General features: G+C 71.0%; 21 protein-coding genes. 9 read left to right on the forward strand and 12 right to left on the reverse strand.

Annotated elements, in window-relative coordinates; all coding sequences use genetic code 11:
- Nucleotides 1–75 precede the first annotated feature (75 nt).
- The 4 genes from ABD350_RS07580 to ABD350_RS07595 form a co-directional block, all read right to left on the reverse strand.
- Nucleotides 76–981, reverse strand: a complete 906-nt coding sequence (locus ABD350_RS07580) for a LysR family transcriptional regulator (protein ID WP_344346994.1) — start codon at nt 979–981, stop codon at nt 76–78.
- A gap of 227 nt (nt 982–1,208) precedes the next feature.
- Entirely contained in the window at nt 1,209–2,357 is a 1,149-nt protein-coding gene (locus tag ABD350_RS07585) for a cystathionine gamma-lyase (protein ID WP_344346995.1), read from the reverse strand.
- On the reverse strand, nt 2,354–2,845 hold the full coding sequence (locus ABD350_RS07590) for a low molecular weight protein-tyrosine-phosphatase (protein WP_344346996.1): 492 nt from the start codon (nt 2,843–2,845) through the stop codon (nt 2,354–2,356). Before ABD350_RS07590 ends, ABD350_RS07585 begins: the two co-directional genes overlap by 4 nt.
- 7 nt (nt 2,846–2,852) lie before the next feature.
- Nucleotides 2,853–3,230 (reverse strand): phage holin family protein, encoded by a 378-nt coding sequence (locus ABD350_RS07595; protein WP_344346997.1) that lies wholly within the window; start codon nt 3,228–3,230, stop codon nt 2,853–2,855.
- Between the two features lie 102 nt (nt 3,231–3,332).
- Between ABD350_RS07595 and ABD350_RS07600 the strand changes: the two genes are divergently transcribed.
- The 4 genes from ABD350_RS07600 to ABD350_RS07615 all read left to right on the forward strand — a co-directional run bounded on the left by ABD350_RS07600 (nt 3,333) and on the right by ABD350_RS07615 (nt 5,695).
- Nucleotides 3,333–3,650 carry a cupin domain-containing protein gene (locus ABD350_RS07600; RefSeq protein WP_030615054.1) on the forward strand — a complete coding sequence of 106 codons (318 nt, stop codon included), beginning with the start codon at nt 3,333–3,335 and terminating at the stop codon, nt 3,648–3,650.
- A gap of 132 nt (nt 3,651–3,782) precedes the next feature.
- Complete coding sequence (locus ABD350_RS07605; RefSeq protein ID WP_344346998.1) at nt 3,783–3,995, forward strand: DUF5326 family protein; 213 nt, start codon at nt 3,783–3,785, stop codon at nt 3,993–3,995.
- 194 nt (nt 3,996–4,189) lie between these two features.
- Nucleotides 4,190–5,158 (forward strand): IclR family transcriptional regulator, encoded by a 969-nt coding sequence (locus tag ABD350_RS07610; RefSeq protein WP_382466754.1) that lies wholly within the window; start codon nt 4,190–4,192, stop codon nt 5,156–5,158.
- 99 nt (nt 5,159–5,257) lie between these two features.
- A complete protein-coding gene (locus tag ABD350_RS07615; RefSeq protein ID WP_030615049.1) occupies nt 5,258–5,695 on the forward strand; it encodes an SsgA family sporulation/cell division regulator in 438 nt (145 codons plus the stop codon).
- 140 nt (nt 5,696–5,835) lie between these two features.
- On the opposite strand, the gene ABD350_RS07620 is transcribed toward ABD350_RS07615, so the two are convergent.
- Complete coding sequence (locus ABD350_RS07620; protein ID WP_344347059.1) at nt 5,836–7,281, reverse strand: YibE/F family protein; 1,446 nt, start codon at nt 7,279–7,281, stop codon at nt 5,836–5,838.
- Nucleotides 7,282–7,532: 251 nt separating this feature from the next.
- Between ABD350_RS07620 and thiC the strand changes: the two genes are divergently transcribed.
- Complete coding sequence (thiC, locus tag ABD350_RS07625) at nt 7,533–9,317, forward strand: phosphomethylpyrimidine synthase ThiC (RefSeq protein ID WP_344346999.1); 1,785 nt, start codon at nt 7,533–7,535, stop codon at nt 9,315–9,317.
- Between the two features lie 182 nt (nt 9,318–9,499).
- Here the strand turns inward: thiC and ABD350_RS07630 are convergent, their stop codons facing one another.
- Entirely contained in the window at nt 9,500–10,579 is a 1,080-nt protein-coding gene (locus tag ABD350_RS07630; RefSeq protein WP_344347000.1) for a metallophosphoesterase, read from the reverse strand.
- A gap of 302 nt (nt 10,580–10,881) precedes the next feature.
- A complete protein-coding gene (locus ABD350_RS07635) occupies nt 10,882–11,994 on the reverse strand; it encodes a LacI family DNA-binding transcriptional regulator (protein ID WP_344347001.1) in 1,113 nt (370 codons plus the stop codon).
- A gap of 454 nt (nt 11,995–12,448) precedes the next feature.
- On the opposite strand from ABD350_RS07635, the gene hisC reads away from it, so the two are divergent.
- Nucleotides 12,449–13,528 carry a histidinol-phosphate transaminase gene (gene hisC / locus ABD350_RS07640; protein ID WP_344347002.1) on the forward strand — a complete coding sequence of 360 codons (1,080 nt, stop codon included), beginning with the start codon at nt 12,449–12,451 and terminating at the stop codon, nt 13,526–13,528.
- Nucleotides 13,529–13,613: 85 nt separating this feature from the next.
- On the opposite strand, the gene ABD350_RS07645 is transcribed toward hisC, so the two are convergent.
- Nucleotides 13,614–13,991 (reverse strand): cyclophilin-like fold protein, encoded by a 378-nt coding sequence (locus ABD350_RS07645; protein ID WP_344347003.1) that lies wholly within the window; start codon nt 13,989–13,991, stop codon nt 13,614–13,616.
- Nucleotides 13,992–14,201: 210 nt separating this feature from the next.
- Here ABD350_RS07645 and ABD350_RS07650 point away from each other — a divergent pair, with 210 nt between their 5' ends.
- The 3 genes from ABD350_RS07650 to cydD are packed head-to-tail and all read left to right on the forward strand — an operon-like array spanning nt 14,202 to nt 20,317.
- On the forward strand, nt 14,202–15,710 hold the full coding sequence (locus tag ABD350_RS07650; RefSeq protein WP_344347004.1) for a cytochrome ubiquinol oxidase subunit I: 1,509 nt from the start codon (nt 14,202–14,204) through the stop codon (nt 15,708–15,710).
- Nucleotides 15,711–15,725: 15 nt separating this feature from the next.
- The gene (cydB, locus tag ABD350_RS07655) at nt 15,726–16,733 is read left to right on the forward strand and encodes a cytochrome d ubiquinol oxidase subunit II (RefSeq protein WP_344347005.1); all 1,008 of its coding nucleotides are present in this window, start codon (nt 15,726–15,728) and stop codon (nt 16,731–16,733) included.
- 59 nt (nt 16,734–16,792) lie between these two features.
- Nucleotides 16,793–20,317, forward strand: a complete 3,525-nt coding sequence (gene cydD, locus ABD350_RS07660; RefSeq protein WP_344347006.1) for a thiol reductant ABC exporter subunit CydD — start codon at nt 16,793–16,795, stop codon at nt 20,315–20,317.
- Nucleotides 20,318–20,394: 77 nt separating this feature from the next.
- Here cydD and ABD350_RS07665 read toward each other — a convergent pair whose 3' ends face one another.
- The 4 genes from ABD350_RS07665 to ABD350_RS07680 form a co-directional block, all read right to left on the reverse strand.
- A complete protein-coding gene (locus tag ABD350_RS07665; RefSeq protein ID WP_344347007.1) occupies nt 20,395–21,264 on the reverse strand; it encodes an HAD-IIB family hydrolase in 870 nt (289 codons plus the stop codon).
- Between the two features lie 117 nt (nt 21,265–21,381).
- Nucleotides 21,382–22,284 (reverse strand): LLM class flavin-dependent oxidoreductase, encoded by a 903-nt coding sequence (locus ABD350_RS07670; protein ID WP_344347008.1) that lies wholly within the window; start codon nt 22,282–22,284, stop codon nt 21,382–21,384.
- Between the two features lie 209 nt (nt 22,285–22,493).
- Nucleotides 22,494–24,248: an SDR family oxidoreductase gene (locus tag ABD350_RS07675; protein WP_344347009.1), complete on the reverse strand. Its 1,755-nt coding sequence runs from the start codon at nt 24,246–24,248 to the stop codon at nt 22,494–22,496.
- A complete protein-coding gene (locus tag ABD350_RS07680; protein ID WP_344347011.1) occupies nt 24,245–25,087 on the reverse strand; it encodes a M24 family metallopeptidase in 843 nt (280 codons plus the stop codon). Before ABD350_RS07680 ends, ABD350_RS07675 begins: the two co-directional genes overlap by 4 nt.
- Nucleotides 25,088–25,227 lie beyond the last annotated feature (140 nt).

Here is a 25,227-nt window from a genome sequence, read left to right on the forward strand (position 1 = left end):
GCCCCGCTGGTTCCACGTGAAACATCGCAAAGCGCCACGAGCCGACCGCTGCGCGTGCACCCCACCCGAGCGGCGTCAGCCCCAGGTGGCAGCCGCACGCTGGAGCCACCCGTGGGCCCGCGCGACATGGGGCAGGGCGAGTGTCCCGGCCCGCACCACCAGGAAGTACGTGCGCAATGGTGGCACCACCGGGTCCAGCAGGGCGACGACCGTGCCCTGCTCCAGGGCATGCGCGCACAGATAGCGGGGCACCACTGCAAGGCCGGCCCCCGCGATCGCACAGGAGAGCACCGCCCGCAGATCCGGCACGATCACCGTGCCCGTGGTGGCCGGGAGGCAGTCGAAGACGGAAGCCCAGTAGCGCGAGACGAACGGCAGCGACTCGTGGACCTCGACGACGGGCAGGTCCGCCAGGGCCGGCGCGCCCTTCAGCCGCACGGTGTCCGGGCCGATCCGCTCCGCCCAGCGCGGAGCCGCGACCAGCACATGCTCCTCGTCACACAGCGGAGTGCCGGAGAGCAGGGCCCCACGCGGCCGGGACGTGCCGATGGCCAGGTCGTGCCGGCCGCAGGCCAACCCCTCCAGCGCCTCCTCGGCCGTGCCGAAGGAGACACGCAGCGCGAAACCCTGGCCGTCGTCGCCGGTCAGCCCCGTGAGGGCGGGCAACACGCGTTCGGCGGTGAACTCCGGAGGGCCCGCCAGGTACAGCGTCCGCGTCGAGGAGTCGTCGTCCGGCCCGCTCTCGGCTATCTCCACCAGGGCATCGAGATGCGGGGCGGCCCGGTGCGCGAGTTCGTCACCGATGGTCGTCGGGGTCACTCCCCGTGCCTGACGAAGGAAGAGCGGCCTGCCGAGCTGGCGTTCCAGCGTGCGGATCTGCGAGGTGACGGCCGGCTGGGAGAGGCCGAGCAGAGCGGCGGCGCGGGTGAAGGAACCGGCCCTGTGCACGGTGACGAAGGTCCGCAGCAAGGCCAGATCCATGGCGTGCCCTCCCTGTCCCCGCCCTCCCAGCCCTTCCGCCGGCCGTCAGGCAGGCACCAACTATAAATATGTCGATACGCCTCTGTCGCTAGCGTGATTGGACACTGACGCAGAGTCAACTAGCCTTGTCCGGGCGGTCTTTCCACCCAGGCCGCAGACGGTCCGAGCCACGAGGGGGGGAGGCTCGGACCGTCCCGGAACCGGCGGCGGGCCACTGTGGGGAGGGGCTACTCGGCGGACTCGTCCAGGGCACGCAGGACGTCGGCCACCAGGTCCTCCGGGTCCTCCGCGCCGACGGACATCCGGACGAAGCCCTCCGGGACGTCGTCCCCGCCCCAGCGGCGGCGGCGCTCGGCCGTGGACCGCACCCCGCCGAAGCTCGTCGCGTCCTCCACCAGGCGCAGTGCCGCGAGAAAGCGCTCGGCACGCGCGCGCGTGGGCAGCGTGAAGGACACGACACAGCCGTAGCGGCGCATCTGCCGCGCCGCGACCGGGTGCGAGGGATCGTCGGGCAGTCCCGGATAGCGCAGACCGGAGACCTCGGGCCGCTGCCGCAGTGCCTCGGCGACCGCGAGGGCGGTGGCGTTCTGCCGGTCGACGCGCAGCTGGAGCGTGGCGATGGACCGGTGCGCGAGCCAGGCCTCCATGGGCCCGGAGATCGCGCCGACGATCTTGCGCCAGCGGCGTACGGCGGCCATCGCCTCGGCGTCGCGGCCGGCGACGTAGCCCAGCAGCACATCACCGTGCCCGGTGAGCTGCTTGGTGCCGCTGGCCACGGAGAAGTCGGCGCCCAACTCCAGCGGGCGCTGCCCGAGCGGGGTGGCGAGGGTGTTGTCCACGGCGACCAGCGCACCACGCGCGTGTGCCGCCTCGGCCAGCCGCCGGATGTCGCAGACGTCGAGCCCGGGGTTCGACGGGGACTCGATCCACAGCAGCCGCGCCCCGTCCAGCACCGCCAGCTGGGCGTCGCCGCCGGTCGGCGCGGTGCGCACCTCGATGCCGTAGGCCTCCAGCTGGGCGCGGACCAGCGGCAGCACCTGGTAGCCGTCGGAGGGCAGCACGACCGCGTCACCGGCGCGCAGCTGCGAGAACAGCACGGAGGAGATCGCCGCCATGCCGGAGGCGAACACCAGCGTCTCGACGTCGTCCCGCCCCGGCGCCTCCAGCTCGCCTATGGCCCGCTCCAGCAGGGTCCAGGTCGGATTGTCGTCACGGCCGTACGCATACGGTCCCGACACCTCGCCGGGCAGGTGGAAGTGAGCCGCGAACACCGGACCGGGCAGGGTCGGCTCGTGCTTGACCGGCTCGGGCAGGCCCGCCCGTACCGCGCGCGTGCCGTCGCCCGTGCGGCCCTCGTCCTTCGTGGCCTCGCTCATGCGGCCCGTCCTTCCAGTTCGTCCTGTACGGCGGTGAGCAGCCCGGTGCTCGCCGCCTCCACCATCTCAAGGCACTCCTCGAAGCCGTCCCGGCCCCCGTAGTACGGGTCGGGTACGTCGAGGTCGGAACCGGCAGCGGGGTCGTAGGAACGCAGCAGGCGGATCTTGCGGGCGTCCTCCTCGGCGGGCGCGAGACGGCGCAGGGCCCTGAGGTGACCGGTGTCGAGGGCTATCACGAGGTCGAGCCGGGCGAACCACGACGGCAGGAACTGACGGGCCGTGTGCTCGCTGCCGTAGCCGTGTTCCTCCAGGACCGAGATGGTGCGCGGGTCGGCCGGCTCCCCCTCGTGCCAGCCGCCGGTACCGGCGCTGTCGACCACCACCAGGTCTTTCAGACCGGCCTCCGCCACGCGCGCGCGGAAGACGGATTCGGCCATCGGGGAGCGGCAGATGTTGCCGGTGCACACGAAACAGACGCGGTAGGTCACGGCGCGCTCAGTCCTCGTCGGGCAGGACGACATGCAACGCCCAGGAGACGACGGAGATGATCAGACCGCCGAGCACGGCCGTCCAGAAGCCCTCCACATGGAAGCTGAGGTCGAGCTTGCCGCACACCCAGGAGGTCAGCAGCAGCATCAGCGCGTTCACGACCAGGGTGATCAGCCCGAGGGTCAGGATGAACAGCGGGAAGGTGAGCACCTTCACGATCGGCTTGACCAGCCAGTTCACCAAGCCGAAGATCAACGCGACGGCGATCAGCGTGCCGGCCTTCTTGGCAGTGCCGTCACCGGTCAGGGTGATCTTGTCGAGCGCCCATACCGCGACCGCCAGGGCGCCCGCGTTGGCGATCGTCTTGACTAGGAAATTCCTCATGTGTCTGATCGTGGCAGACCGGGCGGAACCCGGCCGGACGGCGGCGAGCGGGACCGCGGGGAACAGGGAACGGCGAGCAGTGAAGCGAGGACGGCAGCGGCGATGAAGGCATTCCGGCTGGATGACCTGGAGGCGGAACGCGCCGCCAACGAGGGTGCCTACCTGCAGTTCCTGCGCGAGCGGAACATGTCGGTCGGCCTGTACGCCCTCGACGCGGGCGAGCACGACCCGCAGAAGCCCCACAACCAGGACGAGGTGTACTTCGTGGTCAGCGGCCGGGCCTCGCTCACGGTCGGTCTGGAGACGACCCAGGTGGCGCGGGGCAGCGTCGTGTACGTGCCCGCCGGGGTCCCGCACAAGTTCCACCACATCAGCGAGGACCTCAGGGTGCTCGTCGTGTTCTCTCCGCCCGAGGCGTGAGCCGGGCCCCCGCGTTCCCTAGGGGACGGGTCAGGGCAGGACAAGGGATGCCAGGCCCCCGCTCGGGGCCCGCGCGGCCCTAGCATCGAGTGCGTACTACAGACAACGCACGAGAGCGCAAAGGACGAGGCGATGCGAGAGATCTTCGCGGGGCTGCCGTGGTGGGTGAAGTGGGTCGCGGTGCCGGTCATCGCCCTGGTCGTGTTCGGCGGCCTGATAGCGAGCGTGGTCGGGTTCGTGATCGGCCTGCTGTTCAAGGCGCTGGTCTTCGTCGCCCTGGTCGGCGGACTGATTTACGTCGTGCGCAAGTTCACGGGCAACTCCTCGTCGCGCAGCGGGTGGTGAGGCACCCGGGCATCGGTCAGCGGTGACGGGGACGGTTCCCTCGGGGGAGGGAAGTTTCGGTCCGGAGCGGTCCAGGCGCGGTGGCGGACGGTTAAAGTCCGGAACCCCCCATAGGCTCCGGCTCCGTGGGCGGCGCCAACCCCCGTGCCCTTCCTCTCGCACGGGCTCCCCCCTCGCGCTTCGGGAGTGACCCCTTGGCCATCGTCGACACCGCACCGACCGCACCCCACGCCCCCGCCGTCGCACCGCGCCCCTGCGCACCCCCTCTCCAGCGACCACCCTCCCCACTCGTCCCCGGCCAGGTCTCCGCGCGCACGGCGGACAGCCCCGGCCCGCCGCCCGCCGCGGACGTCTGCGGGTCACCGTCCTCCGCCGGGCGGCCGGCACCGCGGCCCGCTGCCAGGCCCGCGCCGCCCGCCGCCACGCTCATCGGCTCCGTCCAGCGCGCCATGCGCCTGCTGGAGACCGTCGCCTCGCACGCCTACGGCGCCCCCGCCAAGCAACTCGCCCGCGAGACAGGGCTCGCGCTGCCCACCACCTACCACCTGCTGCGCACCCTGGTGCACGAGGGCTATCTGCACCGGGACAAGGGGCTGTTCTTCCTCGGTGACGCCGCGGAACGCCTGGCCGGCAGCGGAGCACAGCAGAAACGTCGCAGCATGGTGGCGGACACGCTCGCGCACTGGCGCGATTCCATCGGTGTGCCGGTCTACTACGCGATGTACCGGGACGGCGAGATCGAGGTCATGTGCGTCTCCGCCTCCCGGCAGGCACCGGCGGTCGAGGAATGGGCGGACTTCCGCGAGACCGGCCATGCCCACGCCATCGGGCAGTGCCTGCTCTCCCAGCTGGACGAGGACACGCGGCGCGACCATCTCGCGCGCTACCCCGTCCGGCCCGTCACGCCCTACACCGTGCGGGACGACGACGCGCTGCTACGGCGGCTGGCCCGGGCCCGCCGGATGGAACCGACGGTGGAGCGCCAGGAGTACGCCGTCGGGACGGTCTGCGCGGCGGTTCCGATCACGGTCGGCGCCACCGCGGCCACCATGGCCATCTCGCTCCCCGCCCACCAGGCCGACCGGCTGCTGCCCGCGGCCCGTCGGCTGCAGACGGAGATCGGGCGCCATCTGGGATCGCTCACGCTCTCTATCAGTATCTGAAAACTCACTCCTTGTAATTCACCGTGTACGTTCAGCTAGATTTGAGCACGGTCCGAGGGATCGATCCCGGCCAGTCGACGTCATATGACGGGGTAGTCAATGCGCGAGTCCGTACAGGCAGAAGTCATGATGAGCTTTCTCGTGTCGGAGGAGCTCTCCTTCCGCATCCCGGTGGAGTTGCGCTATGAGACCAGTGATCCCTATGCCGTGCGGCTGACCTTTCATCTGCCCGGTGACGCGCCGGTGACCTGGGCGTTCGGGCGCGAGCTGCTGGTCGACGGGGTCGGCCGTCCATGCGGTGAGGGAGACGTGCGCATCTCCCCCGCCGACTCCGAGGTGCTGGGCGAGGTGCTGATCCGGCTTCAGGTCGGCGGCGACCACGCCCTGTTCCGCTCGTCGGCGCCCCCGCTCGTGGCCTTCCTCGACCGCACGGACAAACTGGTGCCGCTCGGCCAGGAGGGCGCACTGGCCGATTTCGACGCGCATCTGGACGAGGCCCTCGACCGCATCCTGGCCGAGGAGCAGAGCGCCGGCTGAGGTGTGACGCCGAGGGGGCGCTCCGCCGGCCCCGTGCGGTGCTACGCAGGAACGCTTCTGCGCGACGGGCACCGGCCCCGCCCCCGGCTCACCGCTTCGGGCCCCGCTCCCGGCCCACCGCTTACGGACCCGCCTTCGGCTCACCGCTTCCGGCGTCGGCCCCGGCCGCCGCGCGTCGGCGTGGTCCGGTCCCCGGCGGGTGCTCCGGCCGTCCCGGCCGCCCCGGCGTTCGGGGCCGTCCGGTCGGCCGACACGACCAGCGCGGCCAGCGCCGTGGTGACCGGGACCGAGGCGACCAGACCGATCGAACCGACCAACGTGCGCACGATCTCCTCGGCCACCAGCTCGCTGTTGGCCACGGTCCCGACGCTGCTCTGCGCGATCGAGAACAGCAGCAGCAACGGCAGCGCCGCACCGGCGTAGGCGAGCACCAGGGTGTTGACCACGGACGCGATGTGGTCGCGGCCGATCCGGATGCCCGCCCGGTACAGCCCGCGCCAGCCCATCGACGGATTGGCCTCGTGCAGCTCCCAGACGGCCGACGTCTGGGTCACCGTCACATCGTCCAGAACGCCGAGTGACCCGATGATGACACCGGCCAGCAGCAGACCGCTCATGTCGATCGACGGATACAGACCGTGGATCAGCCCGGTGTTGTCGTCCGTGTTGCCGGTCAGCGCGGCCCAGCCGATGAACAGCGAGCCGAGCACACCGATCAACGCCAGCGATATCAGCGTGCCGAGCACCGCCACCGATGTACGGGCCGACAGCCCGTGACACAGGTACAGGGCGATCAGCATGATGGCGCTCGACCCGATCACTGCCACCAGCAGCGGATTCGAACCCTGGAGGATCGCCGGCAGGATGAACAGCGTCAGCACCAGAAAGCTGACTGCCAACGCGACCAGCGCCATGACACCTCGCAGTCGGCCCACCAGGACCACGGCCACCGCGAAGATCCCCGCGAGTAGCGTCATGGGGAACTTTCGGTTCACATCGGTCACCGCGTACTGCAGGTCCTTCGGGGCCGAGGGTTCGTAGGCGACGACGACCTGCTCGCCCTGGTGGAGCTGGCGCGTCTGGTCCGGCTGCACGATCTCGGTGAAGGTACGGCCCTTGTCCTTGCCGGTGTCGACCCGGATGGTGGCCTTCTTGCAGGTGCCGTCGGCCCGCTGCTGCGCCGAGCTGCCCTCGGCGGTGGAGGTGTCACCGGTAGGGGGCACACCGGAGGCGTTCGCCGACGCGCAGCTCAACTCGACGACCCGGGTGACCGTGGCCTGCTGGGTCTGCCGGTCGAAGCCGACGCCGGTGCGCTTGTGGGCCGGAGCCTGCCCGGGCCAGAGCACCACGAGGCCGACCAGGACCGCCGCGGTGAAAGGGACCAGGATCGCCGCGATGACCTTGCGCAGATGCTGCGAGACGGGAGCGGCGGGCCCGTGGCTGTGGCTGTGGCTGTGACCGTGCGCGTGACCGTGCCCGGGAACGGCTCCGTGGCCGCTTTCGGGGGCCGCGTGGCCGTGCCTGGCGCCCTGTTCCGAGCCGTCTCGGCGGTGCGGCTCGGGCGGCTGGTGGGGGTACTGCTCCATGCTGGTCACCGCTCGATCATCCCAAGAACGCGAGGGGGCCCACTGTTCACCGCGCCACACATGGCGCTAGCGTGGAGGCACCTTTGCACACGCGGGAGCTCGGAGCACCGGGCTGAGAGGGCGCTGACCTCCGTGGTGGCGATGTTTCACGTGGAACGAACGGTGTTCCGCGGGGAACGTCGGCCGACGGAAACCGCTGCGTCGACCGCCGAACCTGTTACCGGGTAATGCCGGCGTAGGGAGTAGGTCTGATGACCAACAAGGACGCACGCACGCCTGCCTCCGCTCAGGACGAGAAGTCCACGGAGGCCGGGAAGTCCATCGGCTGGCACAAGGCGTACGTCGAGGGTTCACGCCCCGACCTTCGGGTGCCGGTCCGTCAGGTGCACCTCACCAACGGGCAGTCGGTCACGCTGTACGACACCTCGGGCCCGTACACCGATCCACACATCGACACGGACGTCCGCAGGGGCCTGCCGCCGCTGCGGGAAAACTGGATCATCGCCCGCGGCGACACCGAGGAGTACGCGGGCCGGCCCGTCCGTCCCGAGGACGACGGGATCAAGCACACCTCACCGCGCGGTGGACTGCGCAACCTGGACGCGGTCTTCCCCGGCCGCCCGCGCCAGCCGCGGCGGGGGCGCGACGGTCAGGCGGTGACGCAGCTCGCGTACGCCCGCCGGGGCGAGATCACTCCGGAGATGGAGTTCGTGGCTCTCCGGGAGAACGTGTCGCCCGAGGTGGTCCGCGAGGAGATCGCCGCGGGCCGGGCCGTGCTGCCGGCCAACGTCAACCACCCGGAGATCGAGCCGATGATCATCGGCAAGCGGTTCCTGGTGAAGGTGAACGCCAACATCGGCAACTCGGCGGTGACGTCCTCCATCGAGGAGGAGGTCGAGAAGATGACCTGGGCGACCCGCTGGGGCGCCGACACGGTCATGGACCTGTCCACCGGCCGCAACATCCACACCACCCGCGAGTGGGTGCTGCGCAACTCCCCCGTCCCCATCGGCACGGTGCCGCTCTACCAGGCGCTGGAGAAGGTCGACGGCAAGGCCGAGGAACTGACCTGGGAGATCTACAAGGACACCGTCATCGAGCAGGCCGAGCAGGGCGTGGACTACATGACCGTCCACGCGGGTGTCCGGCTGCCGTACGTCCCGCTCACCGCCAACCGCAAGACCGGCATCGTCTCGCGCGGCGGCTCCATCATGGCCGCGTGGTGCCTGGCGCACCACAAGGAGTCGTTCCTGTACGAGAACTTCGAGGAACTGTGCGAGATCCTCGCGGCCTACGACGTCACGTACTCGCTGGGTGACGGCCTGCGGCCGGGTTCGATCGCCGACGCCAACGACGAAGCGCAGTTCGCGGAGTTGCGGACGCTCGGGGAACTCAACCGGATCGCCAAGCGTTTCAACGTACAGACGATGATCGAGGGCCCCGGGCACGTCCCGATGCACAAGATCAAGGAGAACATCGACCTTCAGCAGGAGATCTGCGATGAAGCTCCGTTCTATACGCTCGGCCCGCTGACCACGGACGTCGCGCCGGCGTACGACCACATCACCTCCGGCATCGGTGCCGCGATGATCGCCTGGTGGGGCACGGCGATGCTCTGCTACGTCACGCCCAAGGAGCACCTGGGCCTGCCCAACCGGGACGACGTCAAGACCGGTGTCATCACCTACAAGATCGCCGCGCACGCGGCGGACCTCGCCAAGGGGCATCCCGGGGCGCAGGAGTGGGACGACGCGCTGTCCGACGCCCGTTTCGAGTTCCGGTGGGAGGACCAGTTCAACCTCGCCCTGGACCCCGACACGGCACGGGAGTTCCACGACGAGACCCTGCCGGCCGAGCCCGCCAAGACGGCCCACTTCTGCTCCATGTGCGGCCCGAAGTTCTGCAGCATGAAGATCTCGCAGGACATCCGGCGGGAGCACGGCGGCAGCCGGGCCGAGATCGAGGAGGGCATGGCCCGCAAGTCGCAGGAGTTCGCGGCGGCCGGCAACCGGGTGTACCTGCCCATCGCCGACTGAACCGCCCCCCCCCGTGAGCGCACCGCGCCGGCTCGCCCGCGCGCGGTGCGCGACCGGGTTACCCGGGACGGGGTTCCGGGTCGGCATCTCTGGCCTCTCCGGTTCCGCCGCGTTCAGGGGGTTGCCGGATACTGCCCGCGGCCTGCGCGTACGCGGCCCGGGGAACGCTTGCCGGGGAACGTTCAGTTATCCAGGGGAAGTTGCTGGACCAGCAGCTTCCCGGCCATCGTGACTCCGCCGTCCATGGCGATGGCGAGCCCGTCGGCGTAGACGTGCGGTCCCTCGACGGCCGGGCCGGCGCCCTCCTCGCCGTCCTCGGAGCCGACCTCGCCGAGGAGGTAGGGGATGGGGCTGTGCCCGTGAACGACGCGGGTGCCGCCGTACGTATCGAGAAGGGTGCGCACGGCGTCGGCGCCGCCCTCGTCGCGGAATGAGAAGCGCTTGGTGAACTTGCGGAACAGGTCCCAGACCTCGTCGGCGTCGTTACGGGTCAGGGTCTCGCGGACGGTGTCGTTGACCGCCTCGATGGAGTCGCCGTAATCGAGATAGGCGGTGGTGTCGGAGTGGACGAGCAGATAGCCGTCCACCACCTCCACGGCGTCGAGGCGGGCCATCCACTGCAAGTGGTGGTCCTGGAGGCGGTCCATGTCGGTCTTCTGGCCGCCGTTGAGCAGCCAGGCCGCCTGGAAGGTGGCGGTGCCCGCGCCGGAGTTGACGGGAGTGTCGCCGAACCGCTTGGCGCCGAGCAGCAGCAGCTCGTGGTTGCCCATGAGGGCCTTGCAGTAGCCACCTGCCGCGGCGGCCTCGGCGGACAACCGCATGACCAGGTCGATGACGCCGATGCCGTCCGGGCCGCGGTCGGTGAAGTCGCCGAGGAACCACAGCCGGGTCGTACCGGCGCACCACTGGCCCGAGGCATCGATCAGGCCCTGTTCCTGCAGGGCGGCCACCAGCTCGTCCAGGTAGCCGTGGACGTCACCGACGACGTAGAGCGGCCCGGGTCCGGTCGCGGGCTGTGGGGCCGGGGCGGCGGGGACCGGCTCGACGGGGACCTGGAGGGTGTCGCCGCGGTTGATGACCGGGAGGTCGCGCTGGGTGGGGGTGTAGCCCTCGGGGTACGCCTCGTCGCCGGCCGGGACGGCGTTGCCGGGGTGGGTGCCGCCGGCGTACGGACCGGTCTCGTGCACGTACGCGGGTACCCGGAAGTCGCGCAGCGTCGCCGTCCGCTCCGCCTCGGGTCCCTGACCGGCCCCCTGAGTCATCAGACCCCTCCACCATCGCGCCGCATCTGCACCGCTTCGGACTGCCTGGTCGCAGCGGTCCGCGGTGTCGTGGGGCCCATCATAGGAATGCGCGTCGCGCCGTGTGATGACCCAGGGGTGGTGAATCGGAACAAGACTCCGGTTCACCGCGGCTTTCGCCCCGTTTGGGCAGATGTTCGACCGGCTGTCGGCCGATTGATCCCTCGGCCGACCGATTCTCGTGCCCCACCGGACGCGCCCCGTGCCGCGTCCGCCGGGCCTCCCGCGCCGGGTGCCCGCACCGCCCTGGGAGGCCCCGGGCGCTACCGGTCATCCGGTGTCCGCGGCGGGCTGACCGTCGTGCGCGGGGACCGCCGCTGCGAGGAGGTGCGCACCATCAGCTCGGTCGGTATCACCCGCTCGACCGGCTGCTCGGACTCGACGCCCTCGATGGCGTCGATGAGGAGCTGGACGACGGCGGTGCCGATGCGGCGTGGCTTCAGCGAGAGCGTGGTGATGGGCGGCTCGGTGCTGGCGTACATGGTCGACTCGCTGCAGCACACCAGCAGCAGGTCGTCGGGGACGCGCAGGCCGTAGCGGCGGGCGGCGGCGAGCAGATCGGTGCCGTTGGGGTCGAACAGTCCGTAGACCGCGTCGGGCCGGTCGGGGCGGGCGAGTAACCGGTCGGCGGCGACGGCGCCCGCGCATGGATCGTGCGCCGGGTACGCCTCGTAGACCGGATCCTGGCCGACCCGTTCACACCAGCGCAGGTAGGCGGTGGTGGACAGATGGGTGTAGGTGTCCGTCGAGGTGCCCGTGAGCAGGCCGATGCGGCGGGCGCCGGCGTCGGCGAGATGGTCGAGGATGCCGAGTACGGCGGCCTCGTGGTCGTTGTCGACCCAGGCGGTGACGGGGAGGGAGCCGGCCGGGCGGCCGTCGGAGACGACGGGCAGTCCCTGCCGGACGAGTTCGCTGACGACCGGGTCCTGGTCGGAGGGGTCGATGACGACCGTGCCGTCCAGGGCCACGTTGGACCAGACGTCGTGGCGGGAGGTCGCGGGCAGGATGACCAAGGCGTAGCCGCGGGCGAGCGCGGCCGAGGTGGCGGCCCGGGCCATCTCCGCGAAGTACGCGAACTCCGTGAAGGTGAAAGGTTCATCCCCGTACGTCGTCACGGTCAGACCGATCAGACCCGACTTGCCCGTACGGAGGGTCCGGGCGGCTGCCGAGGGCCGGTACCCGAGGCGGTCGGCGACCTCGCGGACGTGGCGCCGGGTGGCATCCGGGAGCCGGCCCTTGCCGTTGAGGGCGTCGGACACGGTCGTGATGGAGACCCCGGCGGCGGCGGCGACGTCTCTGATGCCCGCCCGGCCTGGTCGGCTGCCTCGACGTGAGGTTTCCGCGCGGCTCACCTGGTGCTTCCCTGCTGCTGTCATGGCGAGCCGATAGTAGGGCTCATGCGGCGGGGTAGTGCGGCCGCATATGCACACCTGGGGAGGCACGTTTCTGCACGGCCATATGGCGCCAAGTGCCTTGGAAAGTAAGGCCTTTGTGCGATTCAAGGTTAAGACATGTCGCGTCGGGGCGTATGGACCTGGCAAGCGTCCGATGTCTCGAAGAGGTCTCAACTCACCTGCACGGGCGACGCGCGCCAGGGCGCAAGCCACCGGCGCATAGATATATGTTCGGCGCGCCCCCCGAAACGTACGCCTTCATGCGGTGATGCCCGCGATGCCGACGGGAGCCAAGCGCTCCGCGCCCTCCCCGGGCCGGGGCCCACGGGTCCGGCGGTGCCGGACCTGTACGCAGCGGGCCCGAATCCTCTTAAGGTGAGGAGTATTGGAAGCCGGCGGCATCGACGGTCCGCCGGTGGTCGCGAGGAGGACTGCGGTGAGCGAGACAAGCCCCAAGCTGCGCGCCGAGCTGGAGGGTATCCCCACCTACAAGCCGGGCAAGCCGGCCGCGGCCGGAGGTCCGGTCGCCTACAAGCTGTCCTCCAACGAGAACCCGTACCCGCCGCTGCCGGGCGTGCTGGAGAGCGTGACCGCCGCGGCCTGCGACTTCAACCGCTACCCGGACATGGCCTGCACCGGGCTGATGAACGAGCTGTCCGACCGCTTCGGTGTGCCGCTGTCCCACCTGGCGACCGGGACCGGCTCGGTGGGGGTCGCCCAGCAACTGATCCAGGCCACCAGCGGCCCCGGTGACGAGGTGATCTACGCCTGGCGGTCGTTCGAGGCGTACCCGATCATCACGCAGATCAGCGGCGCCCGCTCGGTGCGGGTGCCGCTGACGCCGGGTGATGTGCACGATCTGGACGCGATGGCGGACGCCATCACCGACCGGACGCGGCTGATCTTCGTGTGCAACCCCAACAACCCGACCGGCACGGTGGTGCGGCGGGCCGAGCTGGAACGGTTCCTCGACCGGGTGCCCGGCGATGTGCTGGTGGTGCTGGACGAGGCCTACCGCGAGTTCATCCGCGACCCCGAGGTGCCCGATGGTGTCGAGCTGTACCGGGAGCGGCCCAACGTCTGCGTGCTGCGGACCTTCTCCAAGGCGTACGGACTGGCCGGGCTCCGGGTCGGTTTCGCGATCGCCCACGAGCCGGTGGCGGCGGCGCTGCGCAAGACGGCAGTGCCGTTCGGGGTGAGCCAGCTCGCGCAAGAGGCGGCGATCGCCTCCCTGCGGGCCGAGGACGAGCTGCTGGGCCGGGTCGGCTCGCTGGTGTGTGAGCGCACGCGCGTGGTCGACGCGCTGCGGGACCAGGGCTGGACGGTCCCGGAGACACAGGCCAACTTCGTGTGGCTGCGGCTGGGGGAGAGCACCGTCGCGTTCGCGCAGGCCTGTGAGGAGCACGGGGTGGTGGTCCGGCCGTTCCCGGGTGAGGGTGTGCGGGTGACGATCGGCGAGGCCGAGGCGAACGACATCTTCCTGAAGGTGGCGGAGACGTTCCGCAAGGAGCGGTGACCCGGTGGTAGCGCCGGGCGCCGCGGGAGCTGTGGCTCCCCGGTAGCGCGGAAGCGCCGCAAGGAGCTGTGACCTCGCGGCGGGATCAGTCCTCGATCAGTTCCACACGGACGGGTTCGCCGGCTCGTACGGTCGCCAGGAGACCGGCGTCCCCGTCCAGGCGCCCGAGGACGTTGCACGGGCTCGCGAGGCGGCACTCCCCGCCGTGCGAGATCGGCGTGGGGCCGTAGGGGAGGGCGAGGGCGTTGCCTTCCGTCCAGAAGGCCACCGTGCCCGGTTCCACGACCTGACGCGCGTCCGTTTCACGTGAAACAGAGACGCCTGTGTCGAAATACACCTCCTCACCCCATGTGCTCGCGGTCGAAGCGAGGGGCAGTGCCTTGGCGAGGGCCTGCGCGGTCGGGGTGCCTGCGTCGAGGGTCGCGGTGATGCTGCCCGCGGGCCAGGAAATCCGTATCTGCATGGCGGGCAATTCAACAAGATGTTGAAGTCACTGCCAAGGTCTTGACGCCACGGCGATAGGGGGGACCCCCCTGGTTCGGCTGAAAATCAGTGCGTCATAATGGCTTGTGAATGTGAACGCGTTCACAAGCGCGTCCCGTTTGGTCCTCTATGTGGGCAACAAACAGGGGCAAACCGCCGCTGACCACGCCGTAGTAAGGAGAGTGACGACGTGGACCTGGCTTTGGCGCCGGAAACACTGGCGCGCTGGCAGTTCGGCATCACCACCGTCTACCACTTCCTGTTCGTTCCGTTGACGATCTCCCTGGCCGCGCTCACGGCCGGGCTGCAGACGGCCTGGGTGCGCACGGAGAAGGAGAAGTACCTCAGGGCGACCAAGTTCTGGGGCAAGCTCTTCCTGATCAACATCGCCATGGGCGTGGTCACCGGCATCGTGCAGGAGTTCCAGTTCGGTATGAACTGGTCGGACTACTCGCGCTTCGTCGGTGACATCTTCGGCGCCCCGCTCGCCTTCGAGGCGCTGATCGCGTTCTTCTTCGAGTCGACCTTCATCGGCCTGTGGATCTTCGGCTGGGACAAGCTGCCGAAGAAGATCCACCTGGCCTGCATCTGGATGGTCTCGATCGGCACGATCCTGTCGGCGTACTTCATCCTCGCGGCCAACTCCTGGATGCAGCACCCGGTCGGCTACAAGATCGACAAGGCGAGGGGCCGGGCCGAGCTGACCGACTTCTGGGCCGTGCTGACCCAGAACACCGCCCTCAGCCAGGCCTTCCACACGCTCTCGGCGGCCTTCCTGACCGGCGGCGCCTTCATGGTGGGCATATCCGCCTACCACCTGGCCCGCAAGAAGCACATCCGTGAAATGAAGACCTCGCTGCGGCTCGGCCTGATCACCGTGGTCATCGCCGGTCTGCTCACCGCGGTCAGCGGCGACACCCTCGGCAAGGTGATGTTCAAGCAGCAGCCGATGAAGATGGCCGCCGCCGAGGCGCTGTGGGACGGCCAGAAGCCGGCCCCGTTCTCGATCTTCGCCTACGGCGACGTGGACAAGGGCCACAACAGCGTGGCCATCGAGATCCCTGGCCTGCTGTCCTTCCTCGCCGACGACAACTTCACCTCGTACGTCCCCGGCATCAACGACGTCAACAAGGCCGAACAGCAGAAGTTCGGGCCCGGCGACTACCGGCCCAACATCCCGGTGGCCTTCTGGGGCTTCCGCTGGATGATCGGCTTCGGCATGGCCTCCTTCGCCATCGGGATGGCCGGGCTCTGGCTGACCCGCAAGAAGTTCATGCTGCCGCAGCACCTCAGGGTCGGTGAGGACGAGGTGCCACACCTGGTGCTGTTCAAGAACCAGGCGCTCAGCCCGAAGCTCACCCCCTGGTACTGGCGCATCGCGACCTGGACGATGGCCTTCCCGCTGATTGCCAACTCCTGGGGCTGGATCTTCACCGAGATGGGCCGCCAGCCGTGGGTCGTCTACGGCGTGCTCCAGACCCGGGACGCGGTCTCCCCCGGTGTCTCCCAGGGCGAGGTCATCACCTCGATGGCCGTCTTCACCGCGCTGTACGCGATCCTCGCCGTGGTCGAGGTCAAGCTGCTCGCGAAGTACGTCAAGGCCGGCCCGCCCGAACTCACCGAGGCCGACCTCAACCCGCCCACGAAGATCGGCGGCGACACCCGTGACGCCGACAAGCCGATGGCCTTCTCGTACTAGGCCGGGGGAATAGTCATGCAACTTCACGACGTCTGGTTCGTCCTGATCGCCGTCCTGTGGACCGGCTACTTCTTCCTGGAGGGCTTCGACTTCGGAGTCGGCATCCTCACCAAGCTGCTGGCCCGGGACCGAGCCGAGCGCCGGGTGCTGATCAACACGATCGGGCCGGTCTGGGACGGCAACGAGGTCTGGCTGCTCACCGCGGGCGGCGCGACCTTCGCCGCCTTCCCCGAGTGGTACGCCACCCTCTTCTCCGGCTTCTACCTGCCGCTGCTGCTCATCCTGGTCTGCCTGATCGTCCGAGGCGTCGCCTTCGAGTACCGGGTCAAGCGGCCCGAGGAGAACTGGCAGCGCAACTGGGAGGCGGCGATCTTCTGGTGCTCGCTCCTCCCGGCGTTCCTGTGGGGCGTGGCCTTCGGGAACATCGTGCGGGGCGTGAAGATCGACCAGCACTTCGAGTACGTCGGCGACGTCTGGGATCTGCTCAACCCCTACGCCCTGCTCGGCGGCCTGGTGACGCTCACGCTGTTCACCTTCCACGGAGCGGTCTTCACCGCGCTCAAGACCGTCGGCGACATCCGGGTACGGGCGCGGAGGCTGGCCCGGTGGGTCGGCCTGGCCGCGGCCCTCGTGGCGTTGGCCTTCCTGCTGTGGACGCAGGCCGACAGCGGTGACGGCAAGAGCATGGTCGCCGTGATCATGGCCGTCGCCGCCCTGGTCGCCGCGCTGGTGGCCAACCAGGCCGGACGGGAGGGCTGGGCGTTCGCGCTGTCCGGGGTCACCATCGTGGCCGCCGTGGCGGTGCTCTTCCTGTCGCTCTTCCCGAACGTCATGCCGTCCACCTTGAACGGGGACTGGAGCCTGACGGTCACCAACGCCTCGTCGAGCCCCTACACCCTCAAGATCATGACGTGGCTGGCGGCGATCGCCACCCCGCTCGTCGTGCTCTACCAGGGGTGGACCTACTGGGTGTTCCGCAAGCGGATCGGTACACAGCACATCGCTCCCGACGCCGCTCACTGAGTCCGCCGAGGGTGTGTTTCACGTGAAACACACCCTCTGGACCGAAGGGCATGTTTCACGTGAAACCAATCGATCCACGTCTCCTGCGGTACGCCCGCGCCACCCGTCTCTTCCTCGTGGCCGTCGTCGGGCTGGGGGCCGTAGGAGCCGGGCTGGTCATCGCGCAGGCGATGCTCGTCGCCGAGATCGTCGTCGGCGCGTTCCAGCATGGTCAGTCGGCCGCCGGTCTGCGCACTCCGCTGCTGCTTTTGGCCGCCGTAGCCGTAGGACGGTCGTTGGTCGCGTGGCTCACCGAACTCGCGGCCCATCGGGCCGGCGCGGCGGTGAAGTCGGAGCTGCGCGGGCGGCTGCTGGACCGGGCGGCGGCGCTCGGCCCGGGATGGCTGAGCGGGCAGCGGACCGGCTCGTTGGTCACCCTGGCCACGCGTGGGGTCGATGCGCTGGACGACTACTTCTCGCGCTATCTCCCGCAGCTGGGACTGGCCGTGGTCGTGCCGGTGGCGGTGTTGGCGCGGATCGTCACGGAGGACTGGGTGTCGGCGGCGATCATCGTCGGCACCCTGCCGCTGATTCCGGTGTTCATGATGCTGATCGGCTGGGCGACCCAGTCCCGGATGGACCGCCAGTGGCGGTTGCTGTCCCGGCTGTCCGGCCACTTCCTGGACGTGGTCGCGGGGCTGCCGACGCTGAAGGTGTTCGGCCGGGCCAAGGCACAGGCCGAGTCCATCCGGCGGATCACCGGGGAGTACCGGCAGGCCACGCTGCGCACCCTGCGGATCGCCTTCCTCTCCTCCTTCGCGCTGGAGCTGCTGGCCACGCTGTCCGTCGCGCTGGTCGCCGTGACGATCGGGATGCGACTCGTCCACGGGGACATGGACCTGTACATCGGGCTGGTGATCCTGGTGCTGGCGCCCGAGGCGTATCTGCCGCTGCGGCAGGTGGGGGCGCAGTACCACGCGGCGGCGGAGGGGCTGGCCGCAGCGGAGGAGATCTTCTCCGTGCTGGAGACGCCGGTCCCGGTGCCGGGTACCGGCGCGGTGCCCGCCGGCGCCGTGGCCTTCGAGGATGTCAGCGTCCGCTACCCCGGGCGTTCGACGGACGCGGTGACCGGGGTGTCGTTCCGCGTGGAGCCCGGGGAGACCGTGGCGCTGGTCGGGCCGAGCGGAGCGGGCAAGTCGACGCTGCTGAGCGTGTTGCTCGGATTCATACGGCCCACCGGGGGGCGGGTGCGGGTCGGGGGTGCCGATCTCGCCGGACTCGACCTGGAGGAGTGGCGGTCGCGGATCGCATGGGTGCCGCAGCGGCCGCATCTGTACGCCGGGACCATCGCGGAGAACGTGCGGCTGGCCCGGCCCGGGGCCGATGACGGTGCCGTGCGGCGGGCGCTGCGGGACGCGGGCGCGTGGGAGTTCGTGGCGGCGCTGCCGGACGGGGCCGACACCGTGCTCGGGGAGGACGGGGCCGGGCTGTCGGCGGGACAGCGGCAGCGGCTCGCGCTGGCCCGGGCGTTTCTCGCGGACCGGCCGGTGCTGTTGCTGGACGAGCCGACGGCCGCGTTGGACGGGGCGACGGAGGGGGACGTCGTCGAGGCGGTGCGGAGGCTGGCCGCCGGGCGGACCGTGCTTCTGGTCGTGCACCGGCCCGCGTTGCTGGGGGTGGCCGACAGGGTCGTACGACTGGGTGGTGCGGATACCGCGGAAGCCACGGGGGACGGCCGGACTCCCAGGGCGCTCCGTCCCGTGGCCCCCCACCCATCCGCCACCCGACTCGGCGGGCTGGAAGGCGAACCGAACAGCTCCAGCGTGCCGGAGGAGCGGAAGGCGCTTCGTGGGGGGCGGAGTGTGCTGGCGCGGGTTCGCGGGCTGGGCGGCGGGGCTCGGGGGCGGCTGGCCGGGGCCCTGCTGTTGGGGAGCCTGGCGTTGGGGTGTGCCGTCGGGCTGATGGCGACCTCCGGCTGGCTCATCTCCCGGGCCTCGCAGCAGCCGCCGGTGCTGTATCTGATGGTGGCCGTGACCGCGACCCGTGCCTTCGGGATCGGGCGGGCCGTCTTCCGCTATGCCGAGCGGCTGGTCTCGCACGACGCCGTCCTGCGGATGCTGTCCGACACCCGGGTGGCGGTGTACCGGCGCCTGGAACGCCTCGCCCCCGCGGGGCTGCGCGGCACCCGGCGCGGCGATCTGCTCACCCGGCTGGTCGCGGACGTGGACGCCTTCCAGGACTACTGGCTGCGCTGGCTGCTGCCCGCCGGATCCGCTCTCGCCGTCTCCGCCGCATCCGTCGGCTTCACGGCCTGGCTGCTGCCCGAGGCCGGCGCCGTCCTCGCGGCCGGCCTGCTGGCGGCGGGCGCCGGCGTGCCCCTGCTGACCGCCGCCGTGGCCCGGCGGACCGAACGGCGGCTGGCGCCCGCCCGGGGAGTCCTCGCCACCCGGGTCACCGATCTGCTCACCGGCACCGCCGAGCTGACCGTCGCCGGCGCCCTGCCGGCCCGCACCGGCGCGGCCCGGCGGGCGGATCGCACCCTCACCGGCATCGCCGCGCGCGCCGCCGCCGTCACCGGACTCGGGGACGGGCTCACCGCGCTGATCTCCGGGCTGACCGTGACGGCCACCGCCGTTTTCGGCGCCCAGGCGGTGGCGGCCGGCCGGCTGAGCGGCGTGGCGATGGCCGTGGTCGTACTGACGCCGCTGGCCGCCTTCGAGGCCGTCCTGGGACTGCCGCTCGCCGTGCGGTACCGGCAGCGGGTGCGGCGCAGCGCGGAGCGGGTGTACGAGATCCTGGACGCCACCGAGCCCGTACGCGAGCCGGAGCAGCCCCGGCCGGCGCCCGTGTCGCCGTTCCCCGTGGTCCTCAAGGGCGTGGTCGCGCGGTATGAGGGGCAGCAGCGGGAGGCGCTCGCCGGGCTGGACCTGACGCTGGAGCGGGGACGCCGGATCGCGGTGGTGGGGCCCTCCGGTTCCGGCAAGACGACCCTCGCGCAGGTGCTGCTGCGGTTCCTGGATCCGCAGGCGGGCTCGTACACGCTCGCCGGAGTGGACGCGTGCGCCGTGGCGGGGGACGACGTACGGCGGCTCGTCGGGCTGTGCGCGCAGGACGCCCACCTCTTCGACAGCTCGGTGCGCGAGAACCTGCTGCTGGCCAGGAAGGACGCGACCGAGACCGAGCTGCGCGAAGCGCTGGGCCGGGCCCGGCTGCTGGACTGGGTGGAGTCGCTGCCCGACGGTCTGGACACGCTCGTCGGCGAGCACGGGGCCCGGCTGTCCGGCGGGCAGCGGCAGCGGCTGGCGCTGACCCGGGCCCTGCTGGCCGGCTTCCCGGTGCTGGTCCTGGACGAGCCCGCGGAGCACCTGGACCTGGCGACGGCGGACGAGTTGACCGCCGATCTCCTGGCCGCGACCGAGGGCCGTACCACGCTGCTGATCACCCACCGGCTGGCGGGGCTCGACGAGGTGGACGAGGTGATCGTGCTCGACGCGGGCCGGGTGGTGCAGCGTGGGCCGTACCGGCGGCTGCTGGCCGAGGACGGTCCGCTGCGGGAGATGGCCGCCCGGGAGTCCGCGGCGGACGCGCTCGCCGGAGTGCGCTGAGTCGCGCCGCCACGGGCCGCGGGAGCCGGCCCGTGGCGGCCGCGTCACGGGAGCGGTGGGGGCGGCGCGGCCGCCGGCTACCCGCGGCCGGCGAGGAGCCGTTCGATCACCACCGCCACGCCGTCGTCGTTGTTGGCGACGGTGCGGCCCGACGCGGCGGCGACGGCGTCCGGGTGGGCGTTGCCCATCGCGTACGACTGGCCGGCCCAGGTCAGCATCTCGACGTCGTTGGGCATGTCCCCGAAGGCCACGACCTCCTCGTGCGAGATGCCGCGCTCGGCGCAGCACAGGGCGAGGGTGCTGGCCTTGGACACGCCGGGGCCGCTCAGTTCCAGCAGCGCGCTGGGGCTGGAGCGGGTGACGTTGGCGTGGCCGTCGACCGCCAGACGGGCCAGCGTGAGGAAGGCGTCGGGGTCGAGGGAGGGATGGTAGGCGAGGATCTTGAGGACGGGCTGGTCGGCGGTCGGTCCGTCGGACGCGAGCAGCTCCTCGGCGGGCAGTACGGTGTCCGGTCTCTCCATGTGCAGCTTGGGATAGTCCGGCTCCTGGTGGAAGCCGTAGGTCTGCTCGACCGCGAACACCGTGCCGGGAGCCGCCTCGCGCAGCAGCCGTACGGCGGCCAGGGCGTTCTCCCGGGCCAGCTCGCGGACCTTCACGAACCGGTGGGCGCCGGGGCCGCCGTGCAGGTCGACCACGGCGGCACCGTTGCCGCAGATCGCCAGGCCATGGCCGTGGACGTGGTCGCTGACCACGTCCATCCAGCGGGCCGGCCGGCCGGTGACGAAGAAGACCTCGATCCCGGCCTCCTCGGCGGCGGCCAGCGCGGCGACGGTCCGCGCGGACACCGACTTGTCGTCACGCAGCAGTGTGCCGTCGAGGTCGGTGGCGATCAGCCGCGCCGGCAGGGCGGCGGCAGGGGTCCCGGGCTGTCTGGTCGCTGAGGTCACCCGGCCATTCTCGCGCAGGCGTCCGCACGGCCGTGCGGGACCGTGCACGGATGAGACACAGGCGACGTCCCGGAGGGCGGCGGAAGCGCCCGTCTCCGGAACCGCCTGTCTCCCCGGTCAGTCCAATTGGGCGAGCGCCTCCATGGCGATCCGCTCGAAGACCTTCTCCTCCACCGCGAAGCCGGAGTCCGCGACGGGCCAGTGGATCGCGATCTCGGTGAAGCCCAGCTCCCGGTGGCGGCCGGCGAAGTCCACGAAGGCGTCCAGGGACGACAGCGGCCGGCCGCGGTCCGGGGTGAAGCCGGTGAGCAGGATTTTGTCCAGTTCGGCCACGTTCCGCCCGGCGGTCTCGCATGCCTCGGCCAGCCTGCCGATCTGTCCGCGCAGGGCCTCGACGGACTGCTCCGGCGTACCGGTCTCGTACAGCTTCGGGTCGCCGGTGGTCACCCATGCCTGGCCGTGGCGCGCGGCGAGTTTCAGACCGCGCGGGCCGGTGGCCGCCACGGCGAACGGCAGCCGGGGCCGCTGTACACAGCCCGGGATGTTCCGGGCCTCATGGGCCGAGTAGAAACGCCCCTCAGAGGTCACCGCGTCCTCGGTGAGCAGCCGGTCGAGGAGGGATACGAACTCGGCGAACCGGTCCGCGCGCTCACGCGGGGTCCAGGGCTCCTGGCCGAGGGCGGTGGCGTCGAAACCGGTGCCGCCCGCGCCGACGCCCAGGGTGATCCGGCCGCCGGAGATGTCGTCCAGGGAGATCAGCTCCTTGGCGAGGGTCACCGGGTGGCGGAAGTTCGGCGAGGTGACCAGCGTGCCGAGGCGCAGCCGGTCGGTCACCGCGGCGGCGGCCGTCAGGGTCGGGACGGCGCCGAACCAGGGGCCGTCACGGAAACTGCGCCAGGACAGGTGGTCGTAGGTGTACGCCGTGTGGAAGCCGAGCTGTTCGGCGCGCGTCCACGCCGAACGGGCGCCTTCGTGCCAGCGGCGGTACGGAAGGATCACGGTGCTCAGACGCAGGCTCATGGGTCCGAGCGTAAGCGGGCCCGCCCCCGGCGAGGGAACGGTCTCCGTACGCGGACGCTCCATGGACCCGCGGAAGGGAGACGCAGATCACGCGGGTTCTCCCGGTCGGAGGTTTGATCCACAGCGAAGTGTGGTTATCCACAGGCGAATTGACGAAACTGTGGACAACCGGAGGAGACGTGACGCCCGTCGGCGCCCGTCCCCTCTGCTCACAGCCTTGGTTCCACCCGTGCGATCCGCCGCAGCAGTCCCGGCGCGAACCTGGACAGCAGATGGGCGCCCTTGGCCTCCGGGGTCACCGGAGCCACCGGCTTGTCCCGGGCGACCGCGTCCAGGATCGCGTCGGCCACCTTCTCCGGCGGATAGTTCCGCAGGCCGTACAGGCGGGCGGAGCGCTGTCGGCGACGACGCTGTTCGTCCTCGTCGACGCCGGTGAAGCGGGCCGTGGCGGTGATGTTGGTGTTGACGATGCCCGGGCAGACCGCCGTGACGCCGATGCCCTTCGGGGCCAGTTCCGCGCGCAGGCATTCGGAGAGCATCAGCACCGCCGCCTTGGAGGTGCTGTAGGCCGGCAGCAGGCGCGAGGGCTGGTAGGCCGCCGCCGACGCCGTGTTGACGATGTGGCCGCCCTGGCCGCGCTCGGCCATGCGGGCCCCGAAGAGCCGGCAGCCGTGGATGACGCCCCACAGATTCACGTCCAGCACCGTGCGCCAGTCGTCGGCCGTCGTGGTGAAGAAGGAGCCCGACAGGCCGATGCCCGCGTTGTTGACCAGCACGTCCAGCACGCCGTAGGCGCGGTGCACCTTCTCCGCGAGCTTCTCCATGGCCTGCTCGTCGGAGACGTCGGCCGGCTCGGCCCAGGCCTCGGGCGCCCCGACCAGCCGGCACAGCTCGGCGGTGCGGGCCGCGGACTCGGCGTCACGGTCGACGGCGACGACCCGCGCGCCGGCCTCCGCGAAGGCGAACGCCGTCGCCCGCCCGATGCCGCTGCCCGCACCGGTGATCAGCACCAGCTGCCCGGCGAACCGTGCGGCGTGCCGCCCGGTGGGCCGCGGGACGGGCCGGCCGCCCTCCACGGACAGGACGAACTCCTCGATCCACGCCGACACCTGATCGGGGCGGGTGCGCGGCACCCAGTGCCCGGCGGGCAGCGTGCGGCGGGTCAGCCGGGGCACCCACCGGTCCAGGTCGTCGTACAGGCGTTCCGAGAGGAAGACGTCCCCCTGAGGGGTGATGAGCTGCACGGGCGCGTGGGCGTACGCGTCCGGGCGGGGCCTGCGCAGCCGGGCGCGGACGTTGTCCCGGTAGAGCCAGGCGCCGTGGGCCGCGTCCGACGGGAGGGAGGCGGTCGGGTAGTCGCCGGCCGGGACCCGCTCGGCCCGCTCCAGGATCCCGGGCCAGCGCTTGCCGAGCGGGCCGCGCCAGGCCAGCTCCGGCAGGACGGGGGTGTGCAGCAGGTAGACGTACCAGGACTTGGCGCCCTGGCCGAGGAGCTGGCCCACCCGCCGGGGCGTCGGACGCTTCACGCGCGCGTCGATCCAGTGCCCGAAGTGGTCGAGGGACGGCCCGGAGATCGAGGTGAACGAGGCGATACGGCCCTCCGCGCGGCCGACGGTGACGAACTCCCAGGACTGCACCGACCCCCAGTCGTGCCCGACGAGGTGCACCGGCCGGTCCGGGCTGACCGCGTCCACGACGGCCAGGAAGTCGTCGGTGAGCTTGGCGAGCGTGAAGCCGCCGCGCAGGGGGCGCGGCGCGGTCGACCCACCGTGGCCCCGGACGTCGTAGAGCACCACATGGAAGCGGTCGGCCAGCCGTACGGCCACCTCCGACCAGACCTCCTTGCTGTCCGGGTAGCCGTGCACCAGGACGACGGTCGGCTGTGCCGGGTCGCCCAGCTCGGCCACGCACAGCTCGACCCCGCCGGTACGCACCCGGCGCTCGCGCGCACCCTCCAAGGTCACTTCTCCTCCGCCCAGCGCCGCACGTGCGGCAGATCGTCGTCCAGCCAGAACGCGCTCTCCTCGGCGTCCCGGGAGTCGGTGACCACCAGGATCTCCTCGAACTTCGCGCCCGTGCCCCGGAAGCCGAGATGCGGTTCGACCGCCCACAGGCCCGGCCGCGGCGGGTGGTCCGAGAAGCGGTACGGCGACCACAGCGGCGACCAGCCCTCGCGGTGGCCGTGCAGCGCGTCGGAGACCAGGCCCTTCAGGGACTGCGTGCCGAACCCGAACAGATGGGGCGACCAGCGGCGCGGCCGTACCCGGTCCACCTTGTGGGCGATCACCCCGAAGGGGTAGGCGCGGTGCCGGTTGGCGTACCCCTGGCGGACCATCAGCCGGTCCACGTCCTGGTAGATCTCCCGCAGCGGGCGCCGCTCGCGCACCTCGCGCAGGATCAGCTCCCGGTGCGCCTCCAGGTCGGCCATCAGCCGGTCCTGCACCGGGTTCACGCCCAGCGAGCCGGAGTAGCCGACGTCCGCCGGATAGCCCTCGTACACCGGCGCCAGGTCCAGGATGAACGGCATCCCCGGCTCCAGGGCGCGGTCGGTGGGGAAGAACTGGAGCGGAATGCGGAAGTCCGCGAAGGCCGTGCGGTCACCGAACCAGGCGAAGGGCAGGTGGAACCAGTCCCGCACCCCGCGCTCGCGCAGCCACTCCCGCTGCATCCGGGCCGCCTCACGCTCCGTCACTCCCGGTTCGAGCCGGGCCGCGACCGCCTCCGCGCATTCGTAGGCCAGACGCTGTACCCGTTTGAATCCCCGCAGGTCCGCGGAGGGTTCGCTGCTCACTGCCGTCGTCATGCCGCCCCGTCCCGTCGAGCGCGCTACGCGTCCGTAACTTGACACTGGCGAATCTGGCACTTGTTAGAGGTGGCGTCAATAGGCGGGATCAAGGCCAGTGGGCAAGGGCCGTCCGCCACGCCCGCGCCCACCCCTGGGTG

Source organism: Streptomyces nogalater (genome assembly GCF_039532885.1).
GTDB lineage: Bacteria > Actinomycetota > Actinomycetes > Streptomycetales > Streptomycetaceae > Streptomyces > Streptomyces nogalater.